The sequence below is a fragment of the Thalassospira sp. ABL2_045 genome (assembly GCF_056161285.1).
In genome coordinates, this window is sequence record NZ_JBSWYV010000001.1 from 247,644 (window position 1) to 264,362 (window position 16,719).

The 16,719-nt window shown below is 55.8% G+C and carries 17 protein-coding genes; 5 read left to right on the forward strand and 12 right to left on the reverse strand.

Annotation, left to right across the window (positions count from 1 at the left end; genetic code table 11):
- Both ACXAIA_RS01135 and ACXAIA_RS01140 read right to left on the reverse strand, forming a co-directional pair.
- The gene (locus tag ACXAIA_RS01135) at nucleotides 1-951 is read right to left on the reverse strand and encodes a carbohydrate ABC transporter permease (RefSeq protein WP_475347722.1); all 951 of its coding nucleotides are present in this window, start codon (nucleotides 949-951) and stop codon (nucleotides 1-3) included.
- Nucleotides 952-1,042: 91 nt separating this feature from the next.
- Nucleotides 1,043-2,287, reverse strand: coding sequence for an ABC transporter substrate-binding protein (locus tag ACXAIA_RS01140; protein ID WP_475347723.1), 1,245 nt, complete (start codon nucleotides 2,285-2,287; stop codon nucleotides 1,043-1,045).
- Between the two features lie 239 nt (nucleotides 2,288-2,526).
- Between ACXAIA_RS01140 and ACXAIA_RS01145 the strand changes: the two genes are divergently transcribed.
- Both ACXAIA_RS01145 and ACXAIA_RS01150 read left to right on the forward strand, forming a co-directional pair.
- Complete coding sequence (locus tag ACXAIA_RS01145) at nucleotides 2,527-3,858, forward strand: GH1 family beta-glucosidase (RefSeq protein WP_475347724.1); 1,332 nt, start codon at nucleotides 2,527-2,529, stop codon at nucleotides 3,856-3,858.
- Between the two features lie 50 nt (nucleotides 3,859-3,908).
- Nucleotides 3,909-4,949: a LacI family DNA-binding transcriptional regulator gene (locus tag ACXAIA_RS01150; RefSeq protein WP_475347725.1), complete on the forward strand. Its 1,041-nt coding sequence runs from the start codon at nucleotides 3,909-3,911 to the stop codon at nucleotides 4,947-4,949.
- Between the two features lie 38 nt (nucleotides 4,950-4,987).
- Here the strand turns inward: ACXAIA_RS01150 and ACXAIA_RS01155 are convergent, their stop codons facing one another.
- Nucleotides 4,988-5,515 carry an MgtC/SapB family protein gene (locus ACXAIA_RS01155; RefSeq protein ID WP_475343158.1) on the reverse strand — a complete coding sequence of 176 codons (528 nt, stop codon included), beginning with the start codon at nucleotides 5,513-5,515 and terminating at the stop codon, nucleotides 4,988-4,990.
- 95 nt (nucleotides 5,516-5,610) lie between these two features.
- Nucleotides 5,611-6,498 carry a LysR substrate-binding domain-containing protein gene (locus tag ACXAIA_RS01160; RefSeq protein WP_475343155.1) on the reverse strand — a complete coding sequence of 296 codons (888 nt, stop codon included), beginning with the start codon at nucleotides 6,496-6,498 and terminating at the stop codon, nucleotides 5,611-5,613.
- A gap of 117 nt (nucleotides 6,499-6,615) precedes the next feature.
- On the opposite strand from ACXAIA_RS01160, the gene ACXAIA_RS01165 reads away from it, so the two are divergent.
- Nucleotides 6,616-7,296, forward strand: a complete 681-nt coding sequence (locus ACXAIA_RS01165; protein ID WP_475347726.1) for a LysE family translocator — start codon at nucleotides 6,616-6,618, stop codon at nucleotides 7,294-7,296.
- A 12-nt stretch (nucleotides 7,297-7,308) separates the two neighbouring features.
- Here ACXAIA_RS01165 and ACXAIA_RS01170 read toward each other — a convergent pair whose 3' ends face one another.
- The 7 genes from ACXAIA_RS01170 to ACXAIA_RS01200 all read right to left on the reverse strand — a co-directional run bounded on the left by ACXAIA_RS01170 (nucleotide 7,309) and on the right by ACXAIA_RS01200 (nucleotide 13,667).
- Entirely contained in the window at nucleotides 7,309-7,740 is a 432-nt protein-coding gene (locus ACXAIA_RS01170; protein WP_475347727.1) for a DsrE family protein, read from the reverse strand.
- Nucleotides 7,730-8,533, reverse strand: a complete 804-nt coding sequence (locus tag ACXAIA_RS01175) for a HesA/MoeB/ThiF family protein (RefSeq protein WP_475347728.1) — start codon at nucleotides 8,531-8,533, stop codon at nucleotides 7,730-7,732. The genes ACXAIA_RS01170 and ACXAIA_RS01175 overlap by 11 nt, the downstream gene beginning before the upstream one ends.
- 213 nt (nucleotides 8,534-8,746) lie before the next feature.
- The gene (gene cysK / locus ACXAIA_RS01180) at nucleotides 8,747-9,697 is read right to left on the reverse strand and encodes a cysteine synthase A (protein ID WP_475347729.1); all 951 of its coding nucleotides are present in this window, start codon (nucleotides 9,695-9,697) and stop codon (nucleotides 8,747-8,749) included.
- Between the two features lie 203 nt (nucleotides 9,698-9,900).
- Nucleotides 9,901-10,356 carry an RrF2 family transcriptional regulator gene (locus ACXAIA_RS01185; protein ID WP_008888834.1) on the reverse strand — a complete coding sequence of 152 codons (456 nt, stop codon included), beginning with the start codon at nucleotides 10,354-10,356 and terminating at the stop codon, nucleotides 9,901-9,903.
- Between the two features lie 94 nt (nucleotides 10,357-10,450).
- The gene (gene dut / locus ACXAIA_RS01190; protein ID WP_475347730.1) at nucleotides 10,451-10,915 is read right to left on the reverse strand and encodes a dUTP diphosphatase; all 465 of its coding nucleotides are present in this window, start codon (nucleotides 10,913-10,915) and stop codon (nucleotides 10,451-10,453) included.
- An 86-nt stretch (nucleotides 10,916-11,001) separates the two neighbouring features.
- Nucleotides 11,002-12,234 (reverse strand): bifunctional phosphopantothenoylcysteine decarboxylase/phosphopantothenate--cysteine ligase CoaBC, encoded by a 1,233-nt coding sequence (coaBC, locus tag ACXAIA_RS01195; protein WP_475348230.1) that lies wholly within the window; start codon nucleotides 12,232-12,234, stop codon nucleotides 11,002-11,004.
- A gap of 185 nt (nucleotides 12,235-12,419) precedes the next feature.
- A complete protein-coding gene (locus tag ACXAIA_RS01200) occupies nucleotides 12,420-13,667 on the reverse strand; it encodes a polysaccharide deacetylase family protein (RefSeq protein WP_475347731.1) in 1,248 nt (415 codons plus the stop codon).
- A gap of 252 nt (nucleotides 13,668-13,919) precedes the next feature.
- On the opposite strand from ACXAIA_RS01200, the gene ACXAIA_RS01205 reads away from it, so the two are divergent.
- Both ACXAIA_RS01205 and ACXAIA_RS01210 read left to right on the forward strand, forming a co-directional pair.
- Entirely contained in the window at nucleotides 13,920-14,501 is a 582-nt protein-coding gene (locus ACXAIA_RS01205; protein ID WP_475347732.1) for a malonic semialdehyde reductase, read from the forward strand.
- 272 nt (nucleotides 14,502-14,773) lie between these two features.
- Nucleotides 14,774-16,183, forward strand: a complete 1,410-nt coding sequence (locus ACXAIA_RS01210) for an ATP-binding protein (RefSeq protein ID WP_475347733.1) — start codon at nucleotides 14,774-14,776, stop codon at nucleotides 16,181-16,183.
- A gap of 17 nt (nucleotides 16,184-16,200) precedes the next feature.
- Here the strand turns inward: ACXAIA_RS01210 and ACXAIA_RS01215 are convergent, their stop codons facing one another.
- Nucleotides 16,201-16,680 carry a GNAT family N-acetyltransferase gene (locus tag ACXAIA_RS01215; RefSeq protein ID WP_475347734.1) on the reverse strand — a complete coding sequence of 160 codons (480 nt, stop codon included), beginning with the start codon at nucleotides 16,678-16,680 and terminating at the stop codon, nucleotides 16,201-16,203.
- Nucleotides 16,681-16,719 lie beyond the last annotated feature (39 nt).

Genomic DNA, 16,719 nt, shown 5'->3' on the forward strand with positions numbered 1-16,719 from the left:
TCAATGCTCCCGCCCGCCGCGCTCTTTTTTGAGCTCGAAATAGATATAGGGGGAAATCACGGCTATGACGGTGCAAAGCAAAACAAACGCCCCCGCAGCCCCCAAACCAAGTTCCTGACGGTTCAGGATATGATCGACAACAAAACGTGCCGGCAAATCCGATGAAAAGCCCGGCCCCCCGCCGGTCAGCGCCACAACCAGATCAAACGCCTTCATCACAATCGCACTCATCAGAATAAAGACGGTGAAGAAAACGGTGCGCATCAGCGGCGTGATGATATGCAGATAGACCCGCCACACCGGGATGCCGTCAACGCGCGATGCTTTCCAGATATTGGGATCGACATTGCGAAGACCGGCCAGAAACAGCGCCATGCAAAGTCCGACCTGCTGCCAGATTCCGGCAATCGCCAGCGTATAAATTGATCGGTCAGGCCGCACGATCCAGTTGAATTCGAAACTGGCCCAGCCAAGGGCTCGTACCGCCTCTTGCAGGCCAAGCCCCGGATTCATTACCCATTGCCAAATTACCCCTGTGACAATGAATGACATTGAAAGCGGCAGCATAAAGAGCGTTCGAAACATGCCCTCTGCCTTGACCCCACGATCAATCAGGATTGCGAGTAAATAGCCAAAAACAACGCAGCCACCGATAAACAAAAACCCGTGAATCGCCAAGTTCTGCATCGCCGTCCACCAACGCTCATTGGCAAACAGGCGGACATACTGATCAAAACCAGTGAATTTATAGACAGGCAAAAGCCGCGAACGGGTCAGTGAGATGACGAACGTCCAAATGATAAACCCGTAAAAGCAGACAATCGTGATTGTCATTGCCGGGATCAGTGCCACACCAGCACTCCATTGCGGCCGCCAGCGCTTTTTTCCAGACTTGGCTGTGATTTTTCGATCTTCGGAACGCTGCAACACGTCCGGTGCCGGTTCGGCCATGACATTCTCGCCTATTTATGGAGGCGCCGCTGCACCCAAATCCGGGGCATCAGCGGCGCTTTTCCGCAATATCCGGAATTTCGCAAAATCGTTATTTTGCGTAGGAAATCGCTTGCTGGAATTGTGCCTGACCCTCTTCCGGGCTCATATCTGCACTGTTCCAGAAATTGGAGATGCTGTCATCAATCGCACCCGACACCGCACTTGGCACACCGAACAAGCCGGTGCTGACAAGGTGCGTTTTCTTGTCCTGAAGGGTCTTGATTGCGGTTTGCGCACAGACGTCAAAGCTGTCTGCAGCAACATCAAGACGGGCCGGAATCGATCCCTTTTTCTTGTTAAAGGCAATCTGCACATCAGGTTCAAGCATCACCTGCGCCATCAGCGCCTGTGCCGGAGTCGCATCTTCACCATCCATGGCCGAGAACGCAAAGGCATCCACCGTCATGATATAGGCTTTATCAATTGCCGGTGCGAAGGCACAGCCGACAGTTGTGCCGGGCTCGATCCCGGCTGCAATGATTTCACCCTTGGCCCAGTCGCCCATGAACTGGAAGGCAGCATCACCCTTGGCAACCATGTTGGTTGCTTCGTTCCAGTTCCGTCCCGGGCTTGCTTCATCGACAAACGGCTTCAACGCGGCAAAGGTTTCAAACACTTTGCGCATCGTATCTGATTTCAGAAGGTCATCATCAAGCGTGCTGTAAAGCTCGGCATAAAATTCACGGCCCGCAACACCCAACAGGACGCTGTTGAACATGATCCGTTCCTGCCAGGGCTGACCACCAAGACCAATCGGGGTCACGCCAGCGGCCTCAAGCTTTTCTGCCGCAGCAATAAAGTCGTCCCAGGTTTCCGGGACCTCAACGCCAGCTTCTTCAAGCACAGACGTGTTGTAGAACATCCAGTTCTCGCCATGGATGTTGATCGGTGCGGCAATATAATTGCCGTCATATTTCGCCGCTTTGACAATCAGCGGCGGCAGCTTTTCATCCCAGTTTTCTGCCGTTGCGACCTCACCGACATTGGCCAAAAGCCCCTGATCGGCCAATTCACGCAGTTGCTGACCAATGGAAAACTGGAAAACAGCCGCCGGATCGCCGCCCAGCATGCGGTTAACCGCCGCTGCACGCGCATTGCCACCACCGGCAATCGGGGTATCGACCCAAGTGCCGCCTTTGGCCTCAAACGCCTTTCGGATTTCGCCAAGGGCTGCCTGTTCACTTCCAGACGTCCACCAATGCAGGACTTCTGCAGTCTGGGCATGAAGTGCACCGGCGGATACACCGACGCTCAGAAACGCCGCACATGCGGCAAATTTTGAAAATTTCATCATAACGGATGTTCCTCCCTAAAGGACACGTTCACGCCCGACTTCTTATTAATGTGCACGGTCGGAAAATCGTAACGTTACGATTTTTTTGATAAGCGCTTTATTCACCCTTGTCAATCACCAAAACCTTATCATAATGGGTGACGATAAAAATACGGAGTGTACTTTTCTGTATTTTCCGAAACGTTACGATTTTGGATGCATTCAACAAAGACATCCAAGGCTAGGGCAAGGAAGCGAACATGACCAAACCATTTCCTGATGGTTTCCGCTGGGGTGTCTCAACATCAAGCTATCAGATCGAAGGTGGCACCCCTGATGACGGACGCGGTGCCAGCATCTGGGACACATACTGCGCGACGCCGGGCCGGGTTGCCAATGGCGATGACGGCAGTGTCGCCTGCGACCATTATCATCGCTGGGAGGAAGACCTTGATCTGATCAAGGGACTGGGCGCGAAACATTACCGTTTTTCCGTGATGTGGCCGCGCGTGATCCCAGACGGTACCGGCAAGGTGAATGAAGCCGGTCTTGATTTTTACAGCCGCCTGATCAACGGCATGCTTGAACGTGGCCTTGAACCCTGGCTGTGCCTTTATCACTGGGATTTGCCGCAGGCTCTTCAGGATCGCGGTGGCTGGACCAACCGTGACATCGTCGACTGGTTTGGTGACTATACCGAACTTCTGGTAACCCGCCTCGGCGACCGCGTGAAATCATGGATCACCTTTAACGAACCCAATGTCGTGGCGTGGATTGGCCACGAAGAAGGCCGCCATGCGCCGGGGATTACCGATCCGCGCGCCGCAATGCGCGCCGCCCATCACCTGAACCTGTGCCATGCACGCGCAACTGAGGTGATCAAAAACCATTATCCCGATGCCCCTGTCGGCTTTGTCTTGCCAATGCACAAGGGTTATACGCTTCCGCACCGCCGCGAACAGGATGCGCATCTGATTGATCTGTTCGAAGCCAAATGGAACGGCGTGTTTCTTGATCCGGTATATTATGGCCGGTATCCCGACCTGATTATGGATCGCATGGCGCCCCATATTAAGGATGGTGATCTTGAAGCCACCAAAACCAAGGTCGATTTCCAGGGATTGAACCAGTATTTCCCAAGTTATATTCAGGCCGCCGAAGGTGAAGCATGGCCCTTCAAGCATGCCCAGCCGCCCAATTATTTCCGTCGGACCGAAATGGGCTGGGCAATTGACGGGGATTGCTTCTATCGCACGATGAAGATCCTGCAGGATGATTATGGCAACCCGCCTGTTTTCATCACCGAAAACGGCGGTGCCTTCACCGATATCCCGCAGGCAAACGGCCAAATTGATGATCAGGACCGTATCGCCTATTACACCGAATATCTTGAAGCATTGCTTCGCGCGTCCTCCGAAGGTGCGGACATTCGGGGTTACATGCCTTGGTCACTGCTTGATAATTTCGAGTGGGCGTATGGCTATGAAAAGCGTTTCGGTCTGGTGCATGTTGACTACACCACCCAGAAGCGCACCCCCAAGGCATCCTATGATTTCATGCGCAAGGTGATTTCACAGAACGCATTGCCATAGGCCAACCGGGCGCTTAGATTGTCCGAAATTTGAATGGAACGGACCTGTATATGTCTGCTGCTCGCCCCAATTTGCGCACGATTGCCGATCGGCTTGGATTGTCGATCACGACAGTCTCGCGTGCGCTTAAAGACGGGCCGGAAGTCAAAGCCGATACCGTTGCACGGGTAAAGGCAGCCGCAGCAGAAATCGGTTATCAGCCAGATGCCCGTGGCGTCATGCTTCGAACCGGCAAAACCATGCAGGTCTGTTCTATTCTGTATTCCCCCGAGGTCGGTGATTACGGCGATCCGGGCTTCCTGGCCCAGGTCGAAAGCATGACACAGGGGCTTGAAGCCGATAATTATTCCCTGCTGGTGCTGGCCCAGACCCGCGGCGAAGATCCGCTTGATCCGGTGCGCAAAGTCCATACCCAGCGTCTGGCAGATGCTGTCGTGTTTTCGCGCACAACCTTGCAGGACAGCCGCGCGAAATACTGCCTGCAACATGACTTCCCGTTTGTCAGCTTTGGCCGTACCGAACTTCTGACACCGCACGCCTTTGTCGACCACGATGACGAAAAGGCCGCCTATGATGCTGTAAAACGGCTTCTGGATGATGGCCATCGCAAGATCGGCATGATTGATCCGCCCGAAGCCCTGACCTTTTTCGGATACCGCAAGCAGGGTGCAAGACGGGCCATGATTGATGCCGGACGTGATCCGGACAGTCTGATCTGGATGCCGTCGGACATCTCGGTTCGGGCTGCACGCGAATCAATAACAAAGCTTTTTAGTTCTGAGCGCGACGTCACGGCTGTTGTCTGCGCAAGTCAGATGACGATGATTGGCGCGCTTGAAGCATTGATGGAGCTTGGCATGGACACCATCCGCGACGGGATTGGTGTTGTCGGGTTTGGCGGCATGCCGTTCCGTATGCTGTCTCGGCAAAAGCTTGCCTATTACTACCAGCCGCAGCGACATGTCGGCGAAGTCCTTGCCCGCCATCTGCATGATCTGATGAACTGCACGCCGCCCGAAAACCTCCAGACCCTTCTGCCGTATCACCGCATTGACGACCTTGCCGCCTTCCGCGAGGGCGAGGATTTCTAGGTACGGACCGGCTTAGTCGGTCTGCACCGGCTATCCTTCTAGCTGTCCTTGGCGTCCTTCTCGGCCTCTTCATTGGCGACCCAGCGCACCAGCATCAGCTCAACCGGCTTCAGCGCAATCAGAACAATAAAGGTCAGCACGGTCGCAATCACCACTATGTGCCAAGCGGCAAGCGCGCAGGCAATGCCGAGGGCTGCCGTAATCCAAACGGTCGCCGCCGTGGTTAGCCCTGAAACCGACATGCTTTCGGGTTGGCGCAAGATCACACCCGCGCCAATAAAGCCGATACCGGTTAGAACACCCTGCAAAATCCCCTGAACAACGCGTGACAGCGCATCGGGATGATCAATCAGATCCTGAAAATGAACCGCCACCACCGAAACAACGGCCGCCCCCAGTGACACAAGAGCCAGCGTGCGCATGCCGGTCGGCTTGCCATTCACATCACGGTTCAGCCCGATCAGCATGCCAATGACCGTTGCCGCACACAGGCGTGCGATCATATCGATCACGCCAATATCAAAGTATTTTTCCGCCGTCGCAAAATAGGGAAGGTCGGTCAACATGGCCGGGCCTTTATGGTTTCAGGAACTCCCTAAACGCCTGGAATTCTGTAAATGTTCCCCACAGCGATCCAAAGCCCGATACCAGCACGCGATGATCAATCAGCTTTTGGCGGCAACTCCATCTCATGCGCTGCCGTCATCAGCCAATTGAAAAACACTGCAATGCGCGGGTCGCGCTTTGGCGCGTCCAGTGTAATCAGGACATAATCATATCCGGTCGGCACCATGCCATGCGGCGCGATCAAACGCCCCGCGGTCAAATCATCTGCGACCAGGGGAAGTGGCCCAATCGCCGTTCCAAGTCGGTTTACCGCCGCCTGCAGGGCAAAGAAGAAATGATCGAAATACTGCTCACTCGCCGGGGATGCGTCGCTGCCACTGGCACGTTTCCAGTCGTCCCATGCCTCTGGGCGGGTCCGGGTGTGAAGCCAGCGGGCGTTTGACAGATCGCGCTCAAGAATGGTGTTCCAGCACTCGGGGTCGCAGACCGGGCCGGCATATTCAGCCCACAAGTGGGTGGTGATGTAATGCTCGGCAATGCCGTAATCCGCGCGGCGAATGGCCACGTCACAGCTATCAGATAGCAAGTCCACCGGTCCGCCGGCCAGACGCAGATCGATATGCAAATCCGGATATGCCTCACGAAACGCCCCAAGACGCGGCATTAACCAGCGCATCGCAAGGCTGGGTTCGCACGACACCGTCAGGATTGGTGAATTTCCATCATGGCGATGGATATCCTCAACCGCGTGGTCAAGTCCATCAAACGCGCGACCGGTTGCCAGAAAGAGCCTTTCCCCAGCGGGTGTTAGCCATACCCTGCGATTGCGCCGCACGAATAGCTTGACCCCAAGGCGGTCCTCAATCTGGGCCACGGCCCGGCTGACCGCCCCATGGGTCAGGTTCAGTTCTTCGGCAGCGCGCGAAAAGCTCTGATGGCGGGCAGCTGCTTCAAAGGCGGGCAAGCTTGCAAGCGGTGGCAAGCGGCGCTTTCTGTGAATATTACTCACAATAAATACCGATATTTTTCGATTTTATGGGCCAAACAATAGATTGATACTGAATTTATTCACAGATCAAGACGAAACCGGATAAATATCATGCTTGAAAGCGCGCCCGCCGCCCTGTCCATCGAAATCATTGCTGTTGGCATCATCACCATTCTGGCAGTGATCAGTCCGGGCCCCGATTTTGCGATGGTCACCCGCATTGCGCTGGCGCGCCGACGTCGTGCAGGTGTGTTATGTGCGCTCGGGATTGGCTGCGGGGTTTCAGTCCATCTGGCCTATACACTGATCGGGATGGGAGTGTTGTTTGCCAACAATGTCTGGGTATTGAGCACACTACGTTATTTTGGCGCGGCATATTTGATCTGGCTTGGTGTTTCCGCACTCTGGCCCGATATTCGCGCCCTGTTTTTGGCCCCAAAGCGGCCCCGCTACAATGACGCCCGCAATAGCATCACTGAAAAATCGCCAAAACCAGACCGCGGCGATGGATCGGCTTTCTGGATCGGGTTTGCCTGCAATGCCCTTAATCCGAAAACGATGCTGTTTATCGTCTCGCTGTTCAGTCAGGTAATTTCACCAGATACAGGACTGGTTCAGGAAATCGGTTACGGATTTTATATCGCCGCCTGCCATATGGGCTGGTTTGCGCTGGTGGCGATTGCGCTTACCCTGCCATCCGTGCAAGCGCGCATTGCAAACTTGAAAACATGGATCGAACGCGGGGCCGGACTGTGTCTGGCAGGGCTTGGCATCAAACTGCTTTCAAGCTGACAGTCAGCCATATCAGATAAACAGCATCTCGCCGTTTTGTTTGGCATCATTAAGAAACGTCACCACGCCGCCGGTTTCAATCGACAGGTCTTCACGCTTGGCCTGATCTTCGAGCCCGAGCGCACGCAGCCCCATTTCGCAGACCATGAATTTGGCATTGAGGCCAGCACAGGCCGACAGAAGCTCTTCAAACGTCCCGATGCCGCGCGTTGAATAACTCAGATCAATCGAGGTGGCGGTTGCCCCGTCAACCTCGGTGCGCAGATGACGCCACCCTGACGGCGCAAACAATGCCCGGCTGGCATCCATGGTAAAGAACAGGGTCACGTCCCGCCCGGATGCAAGCGCTGCAGACGCCATTACGAGGGCGTAATGAACTTTTTCATAAGTCCCGGAAAACACCACAAGGGACAGTTTTTTGGGCGTATCAAGCTCAGTGCTCATGAATAGACAGGTCCTTGATTGTGGCGTTTTCTGAACAGGTCGGGCAGCCCGGATCGCGCGGCACCTTGATCTTGCGGAAAGACGCCGACAGCGCATCCATAATCAAAAGCTGCCCTGACAGGCTATCACCGATACCCATCAGCTCTTTCAGCACCTCGGTCGCCTGAACACCGCCAACCATACCGACAACCGATCCCAGAACACCACCCTGCGCACAGGACGGAATGGCGTCTTCAGGCGGCGGTGCGTGATAAATACAGCGATAACAGGGATGGGGGGCACCCAAATGGGCCTTGAAGGTCGAGACCTGTCCATCGAAGCGAAGGGCAGCACCCGACACCAGCGTCTTGCCCGCCAGATAGCAGGCATCATTCAATAAAAAGCGCGTCTCGAAATTGTCCGAGCCATCGGCAATCACATCATAATCGGCGATCAGATCCATGACGTTTGCGGCATCCAGGCGGGTATTGTGGGCATGAACCGTCACTTCCGGGTTCATGTCCGTCATGGTCGCCTTGGCACTGTCGACCTTGGGCGTTCCGATATCGGCCATGCCATGCGCGATCTGGCGTTGCAGGTTGGAAAGCTCGACCGTGTCGGCATCGACAATGCCGATTGTGCCAACCCCGGCAGCGGCCAGATACATGGCAAGTGGCGATCCCAGCCCGCCAGCACCGACGATCAGAACCCGACCGCGCTTGAGCTTCATCTGCCCCGTGCCGCCAACCTCCTTAAGGACGATATGGCGGGCATAGCGTTGCACTTCATTTTCGTTGAAATCGAAATCACTCACGCGGGCAGGCTTCCTGTCAGAACGGCGCTGATTAAATCATATGGCTTTTGCATATAGCCCATGGAACCGTCGCCTCAAGGAAAGATTTCAATGCTATATCGAAACAAAATACTTTCCGCGCGCCGCTATCCCCAAGAAAGCCAGAGGCCCCTCAACAAAAAAAAGGCCCGGCACATCGTGCCGGACCCTTTGAAATATATGTCTTGTGGCTGCTTATTGCAGACCTTCGAACAGCGGGGTCGAAAGGTAACGTTCGGCAAAGCTCGGTACGATCACAACAATGCGCTTGCCTTCGTTTTCCGGCTTCTGACCAAGCTCGATACCGGCCGCAACAGCCGCACCCGACGAAATACCGGTCGGCAGGCCTTCGATGCTGGCCAGTTTGCGTGCGGTGGCAAAGGCGGTTTCGTTGCCAATGGTCATCACGGTATCAATCACATCGGTATTGAGGTTGCCCGGAATGAAGCCGGCACCGATGCCCTGGATTTTGTGCGGGCCCGGTGCGCCACCGGAAATGACCGGGCTGTCTTCCGGCTCGACCGCGACAATCTGAATGTCCGGGTTATGCTTTTTCAGCACTTCACCCACACCCGTCAGGGTGCCGCCGGTGCCCACACCCGAGACAAAGATATCAATCTTGCCAGCCGTATCCTTGATGATTTCCTCAGCCGTGGTGTTGCGGTGGATGTCCGGGTTGGCCGGGTTGTCAAACTGCTGAAGCATGACGGCACCGTCAATTTCCGACACCAGTTCCTCGGCACGGGCAACCGCACCCTTCATGCCCTTGGCCGCCGGGGTCAGGTCGATCTGTGCCCCCAGAAGCATCAGCATCTTGCGACGTTCCAGCGACATGCTTTCAGGCATGGTCAGGATCAGCTTGTAGCCCTTGGCGGCCGCCACAAAGGCAAGCGCAATACCCGTATTGCCCGAGGTCGGCTCGACCAAGGTCGCACCCGGCTTGAGCTTGCCGGATTTCTCGGCATTTTCGATCATCGCAAGGCCGATACGGTCCTTGACCGAGGCCAGCGGGTTAAAGAATTCAAGCTTGCCGATCAGATCGGCTTTGACACCTTCGGCCTCCGCCAGGCGCGAAAGGCGCACCAGCGGGGTTGCACCAATGGTGTCGATGATGCTGTCGTAAATCTTGCCGCGAAACTCAGTCATGTTTTCCTCGCACGTTTCTGTATTTTTGCCATCAAGCACATGTTTCACATGTATTTATCTCGCTATTCATCCAGGTCAAATGGATAGAAGAATTTTTTACATGTCCGGTGCCCGGCAACGTTCCATAAACTTGTAGTTTTACCGTCAATAGCAGCAGTTTCTTGTTGAATGACGATACACCAAACCGCTGCATCCCGATAAGATCAAATGATGAAATCAGGGGACTCTTCGATCCCGCTGCGCAGGCCGGCATCACGCGCGCGGTTGCACAGGTCTTCGACCGTGATCTTTTCAAGCTGCTTCATCATTTCGTCCTGCAATTCCCGCCACAACGGCCGCACGACTTCCTTGCCGAGCGGCGATCCAGCCGGATCCTCGATCGGGTCATCGGATGTTTCCATCGAGCGGATGACCGACACGATGTCGGCCAGCGTGATGCGACGACGTTCGCGCGCCAGCCGATATCCGCCGCGCGGGCCGCGCACACCAACCAGAATGTCTGCGCGCACCAATTGCTGCAGGGTCTGTTCGAGATAGCGTTTCGGAATGCCCTGACGCGCGGTGATGTCCCGGCTCTGAACCGGCTCACCCGCCGCGTTATAGGCAATGTCCACGACCGCCTCGATCGCAAACAACATTTTCTTAGAAAGCTTTAGCATCTTTTCACTCAACTCCCCTTGCGGCTCTGCCATCCCCCCAGACGACAGCACCAGACAACGTCAAACTTGATCGATCCGTACGTAATCGCCGCAGCTATTTGGCCGGGCTGGCCGTTCCGGTCGATCCAAAACCACCCGCACCGCGCGCGGTTTCATCCAGGTCTTCTACGGCATTCCAACGCACCTGCGTCACCGGGGCGACAACCAGCTGGGCAATGCGCATGCCGCGTTCAATTTCAAAGGCTGCGTCACCATGATTGATCAGAATGACTTTGATCTCGCCGCGATAATCGGCATCAATCGTGCCCGGGCTGTTTAAAACCGTGACCCCGTTCTTGGCGGCAAGACCCGAACGCGGGCGAACCTGCGCCTCAAAACCGGCGGGCAGGGCAATGGCAATCCCGGTTTCAACCATGGCCCGTTTGCCCGGTTCCAAAACAAGCTTCCCGTCAATCGCGGCCTGCAAATCAACGGCGGCTGACTGTGCGGTGGCATATTCCGGCAACGGCAAATCCGCGCCATGGGGAAGCTGTTTCAAATCAACGCTTAAAAGCGACATTCCTTATCCTTGTCTTTATCCGGCAGGATCATCTGCCGGTCGTGTCTTTATCATTGCCGTCCGGATCACGGTCTCGACCACACCCGTCAGGAAAAATGTTTGATGATGCGGGCACTTAGCGCACGGGCAACCCCGGCCTTGCTTTGGCGTTCCCAACGCTCATCAGTTGTTTCGTCGTCACCTGAAATCAGGCAAATCTCGTTGTCATCACCGCCAAAGGTGCCGGTTGCCGGCGCCACATCATTGGCCAGGATCCAATCGCAGCCTTTGCGCGCCCGTTTGGCACGCGCATGATCGGTGACATTTTCGGTTTCGGCGGCAAACCCGATGACAAGACCCGGGCGTGTTGCCCCGGCCTTGCTGATGGTCGCCAGAATGTCGGGATTTTCCGAAAGTTTCAGGTCCGGGATGACACCCGACCCATCTTTCTTAAGCTTCTGCCCGGCCTCATCCGCGGTGCGCCAATCGGCCACCGCAGCGGCACAAATTGCAATATCAGACGGCAAAGCGCCCTGCACGGCACCAAGCATCTCGCGCGCAGTTTCAACACGCACAACCTTGACCCCGGCGGGATCCGGCAGGGTCACAGGCCCCGTCACCAGCGTCACGTCCGCCCCGGCCGCTGCCAGCGCCTCGGCAATGGCATGGCCCTGCTTGCCAGACGACCGGTTGGCGATATAGCGCACCGGATCAATCGGCTCATGGGTCGGGCCACTGGTCACCACCGCCTTTTTGCCCGAAAGCGGCTTGGGCGCGTCCTGTTGCTCAAGGAAATCAACAACACTTGCGATAATCTCGGCCGGTTCGGCCAGACGCCCGGACCCGGTTTCGCCACAGGCAAGGTCACCCGCAGACGGGCCAACGCGCAATACACCTCGGCTTTCAAGGGTTGCGATATTGGCCTGTGTTGCCGGATGGTTCCACATTTCGACATTCATGGCGGGCGCAATCATCACCGGCTTGTCGGTGGCAAGTAGCGCCGTGGTCGCCAGATCACCGGCCTGTCCGGTCGCCATCTTGGCCAGGATATCGGCACTGGCGGGTGCAACCAGAACAAGGTCGGCCGCGCGCGACAGGCGGATATGGCCCATTTCGGCTTCATCGGTCAGGGAAAACAGATCCTGATAGACCTTGTTTTCCGTCAGGGCAGCAACCGAAAGCGGGGTCACGAATTCCGCCCCGCCCTTGGTCAGGATGGCACGGATATTGATCCCGCGATCACGCAGCCGACGGATCACCTCAAGCACCTTATAGGCGGCAATGCCACCCGAGATGATCAACAGGATACTTTTTTGATTTAAGGCACCTGACACTGTGATTACCAATTAATTACGGTTAAGAAGTGTGGTTAACCTACATTGTCCCCCAAGCGCGCGCAAGAACCCAATGAGCAGCAAATGCAGCTTCGAAAAACGCCATGCCCGACAGTCGGACATGGCGTTGATTTTATTGGTATTTTGATCGCGGGGTTAAACTGGCTATTCACCAGTTAGCAAGCCGGTTCTTACGGCACGGTATAAAGCATCCCGAACCAGTGCCAACGTGAATCCGCCCCCATCGCGGTGCAATTGATCCGCCAACGCCCGCTTGAAATCGGGCCATCAAGGCGAATTTCAACCCGCTCCTCGCCCAGGCGCGACATGGTCGGGGTCCCTTCGGACGGGTAGCAATTCATTCCAGGTGCTGGTTCGGCCAGCGTAAAGCCAAATGCCGGCGGATTGCGGGTCAGGGTATAGTCGCTTGGTGTAATATCGCTAACCACGAGCGGCAGGGAATTGGCCGCCAGATCAAAGCGATCCATCGCCCCGTAATGCTCATTCAGCGCAAAGCGCGGCAAATACATGAAGTCCGATCTGGTATGCATCGCGCCACTTTGCTGACCAAAGGATGCGCGGTATCCGGCTTCCTTGACCGCCGCGATGACCTCTGAACTGGCTTCACCGTAAGGGTAGGCAAAGATTTCAGGCACATAGCCCAGCTCGGCCTCAAACCGCTCGGCGGAGTGGGCAAGCTCGGCCTTGACCGTCTCGATATCAAGATCAGGCAGATGGGAATGGTTCTGGCTGTGGCCACCAATGGTCACACCCGCCTCGGACAACTCACGCACCATGTCCCAGGTCATGTAGTTGGCATAACCCGAATCAAGCTGTTCGGTCGAGACAAACACCGTGAAAGGCATGTCGTTTTCGCGAAATACCGGCCAGGCTTTTTCATAAACAGAGCGATAAGCATCATCAATCGTGATGCCAATGGTCCGATCCGGCAGTCCGTTGCCATCTGCAAGCGCACTGACGATCTGCGGAACGCCCATCACGGTATAGGGGCCGCTTGTCAGTTCTTTTACATGGGCGGTGAACTGTTCCATCGTGATGTTGGTCGACGGATAGTCACCCTCGCCAAAGCGATGATACATGAACACCACGGCCGAACTCGCGTCACCGCTAACCTCGACAACTTGTTCGTCGTCCGGTTCGTCTGCGCTTTGCGCCGTATCTGCGGGTTCAGCATCTGGCGCCGTGGCTTGGGCGTCATCCATTGCCGCAGGTTCGGATGTCGTTTCCTCGACCGTTTCCGTGGTCGCCGGCACGTCATTCGTATCGGTATCCGTTGCCGTCTGGGCAAAACCCGTTGACGCCCCAACAGTAAGTCCAACCGCGAAAGAGACACCAAGAATAAGGCCCTGCAATCTGCGCGGCGACGTCATCTGCATGAATGCCGAAATCGCGCTGTGCCCGTTGGTCTCAATTGCCATATCTGCTTCCAGTATCTTGCGATTCACCCACGCCGCGACGCAACCCGTTTGCGCCTCGGGTCTCCCCCCAGTAGAAAACCCGTCTCCTGCCCAACGCAGAGCGTTATGCAGGGTCATTTTGACTTCGAAAATACCAGTGAACTGATTGTTTTTCCACAGTTCATATAGGGTCTTGCCAATTGTGCATTGCGTCATAAGCGATAAGCTCCCTATATCGATAGTTTGCCGACCTCATATTACGAAAGAAGCCCCATGCTTGATTCCGATGGACTAGACCTTCTGTTCCGCAATGGCCGTACCCACAATGTCTGGCAGGACAAACCGGTTGATCCGGCCCTGCTCAAACAGGCCTGGGACCTGACCGTTCTGGCACCGACCAGCGCCAATTGCGAACCGATGCGCATTACCTTTGTCACCACCGATGAAGCGCGCGAACGGCTTAAACCGTGCCTGGCCCCGGGTAACGTCGAAAAAACCATGACCGCCCCGGTAACCGCCATCATCGCCCATGACATGGAATTTTATGAAAAGCTGCCCGACCTGTTCCCGCATACCGATGCGCGTTCATGGTTTGCTGGCAAGGACGAGGCCATCAAGGCCACCGCGTTTCGCAATGGCACCCTGCAGGCGGGCTATTTCATTCTGGCCCTGCGTGCACTTGGCCTCGATAGCGGGGCGATGTCGGGCTTCGACAACGCAAAGGTTGATGCCGAATTCTTTGCCGGTACGCCGTATAAAAGCAACTTCCTGCTTAATATCGGCTATGGCGATGGCAGCAAGCTTTTTGATCGCCAGCCGCGTCTCGGTTTTGATCAGGGTGCTGAAATCATCTGATCAAACGCCCATCTGGTATCTGTCGGCGGGCCGCAAAACACACGCCCGCCGACAGACGGAGTCCGGATGTCCCGACCACTACCGTGACCGTCGCAAGCCGATGATCAGCCACCTTGAGGACGCCGGACCCGACAGATATTTTCAATCACTTCAAGGCTCAGAAAACTGTCATCAAACTTTTATTTGATCTTTACCGGCGCATAACCATTTTAGGTCCACTTTTTAATACGCGCGTGCTAAACCCCCGCCACACATTTAAACAGGAGCGTTAATTGGGTTTCCGCCAATTGATACTTACGGCTTTGGCCGTCGCCTTTCCGGTCGGCATTGTCTTCATCGTCCTTGCGGCGATGGGGCAGCTTGGCGTGGGAACGGCGCTCCTGTCGGCAATCCTGTCCTTTGTTGGTGTGGTGGCGATGTTGCGCATCTATTTCGGCGATCTGCGCCGCGTGGCCCGCTATGCCACTGATTTGCGCGACCGATATAAAGGCACCCCGCCGCAACACATTTCCTTTGCCGCCGCGTCCGAGCTGTCTTCGCTTTATACCCAGATTGCCGCGGCCTTCCGCGATCGCATTGCCCTGCTTGAAGCGCAAACCAGCACCGATGCCGAAATCCTTGATCACCTTCCGAACCCGGTTGTGATGGTCAATCGCCAGCGCGTGGTGACCGGCTTTAACCGGGCTGCCAAGGGGCTGTTTCACAATCTTGAACTCGGGCGTGACCTGACCCGGTTCATTCGTGACCCGATCCTGCTGGATGCCTTTGATGACGTCGCCAGCGAACGTCAGACCATGAAACATGCAGAGTTTGTTCTGGCATCTGACGCGCACCGTCACTTTGACGTACTGACTGCACGCCTGCCAGCTGCCACCGGCGACCGCAACTATGTCCTAACATTCTCGGACCTGACCGAACTTCGCAAGCTTGAGCAAATGCGTGCGGACTTCGCAACCGACGCCGGGCATGAGCTGCGCACCCCGCTTTCGGTTTTGCTTGGCTTTATCGAAACGCTTGAAGGCCCGGCCAAGGATGATCCGGACGCGCTCAACCAGTTCCTGCCGGTCATGCGCGATCAGGCCCAGCGGATGCAGCATCTGATCGAAGATCTGCTGTCACTGGCCCGGATCGAGCTGAATGAACACACCCCGCCATCCGAGGAGTGCAATGTCGGCAAGATCATTGGCAAGGTCGCCGAAAGCCTTGCCATGAAGGCGCAGGACAAGGGCATGAATATCCGTGTCACCAGCACGCTTGATGACACCGAAATGGTCGGTGAGGAAAAGGAACTGACCCAGGTCTTTGTCAATCTGGTCGAAAACGCCATCAAATACGGCCATGCCAATTCCGATGTCGAAGTCTCGATCAGTCTGGCCAAAAACCCGCCGGGTGCGCTGGCCCGTTTCCGCCATGACCGCATCATGGCCGTTGCCATCCGCGATCATTCCGATGGCATTGCTCGTGAACACCTGCCGCGCCTGACCGAACGCTTCTATCGCGTCGATACCGCCCGTTCGCGTGCGGTTGGTGGTACGGGCTTGGGCCTCGCCATCGTCAAACATCTGGTGCAACGCCACCGCGGCACCATGCAGATCGAAAGTGAACAGGGCGTGGGATCGGTCTTTACGGTCTATCTGCCAGCCAAAACCGGCGGAAATGTTCGTAAGCTCCATAGCGCCTGATCTGTTTTGAATAACAGTCAGACATCCTTGCAAAACAGGATTTCATGACCGGCGGCGGCCGTATCCGTGTCTCTTCGGTCGATTTCATTAAACCCGAATTTTCGATACATCTCGGCCGCACTTCCGGCTTTCAGGTAAACCATATCGAAGCCAAAACGTTTAGCTTCTTGCAGGATGTGGTCAACGAGCGTTGTCGCAATGCCAGCCCCCCGATATCGGTAAAGCACATAGACCGCGGCAATCCATGGAGTTTTGTCGGGCCATTCATGCCCATCCTGTGGCCAAAGGCTGATCATCCCGACCGGCAGGTTGGTATCACGGTTAATCGCCACAAGGGTCAGTGGCAGATCATCCTTTTGACGACATTTGGCGAAATACGCCCTGGCATTCTCAAGACTGCTTTCAGGCTTCTGCACGCCCCAACGCCCATATGCCCAAGCGGCGCAGGCGTCTACGCAATCAGGCCTGTCTGCCAGATAAACGATGTCATATGCCATGGCCGCACCCCCAATCGATACATTCCCAAGGCCGTATCA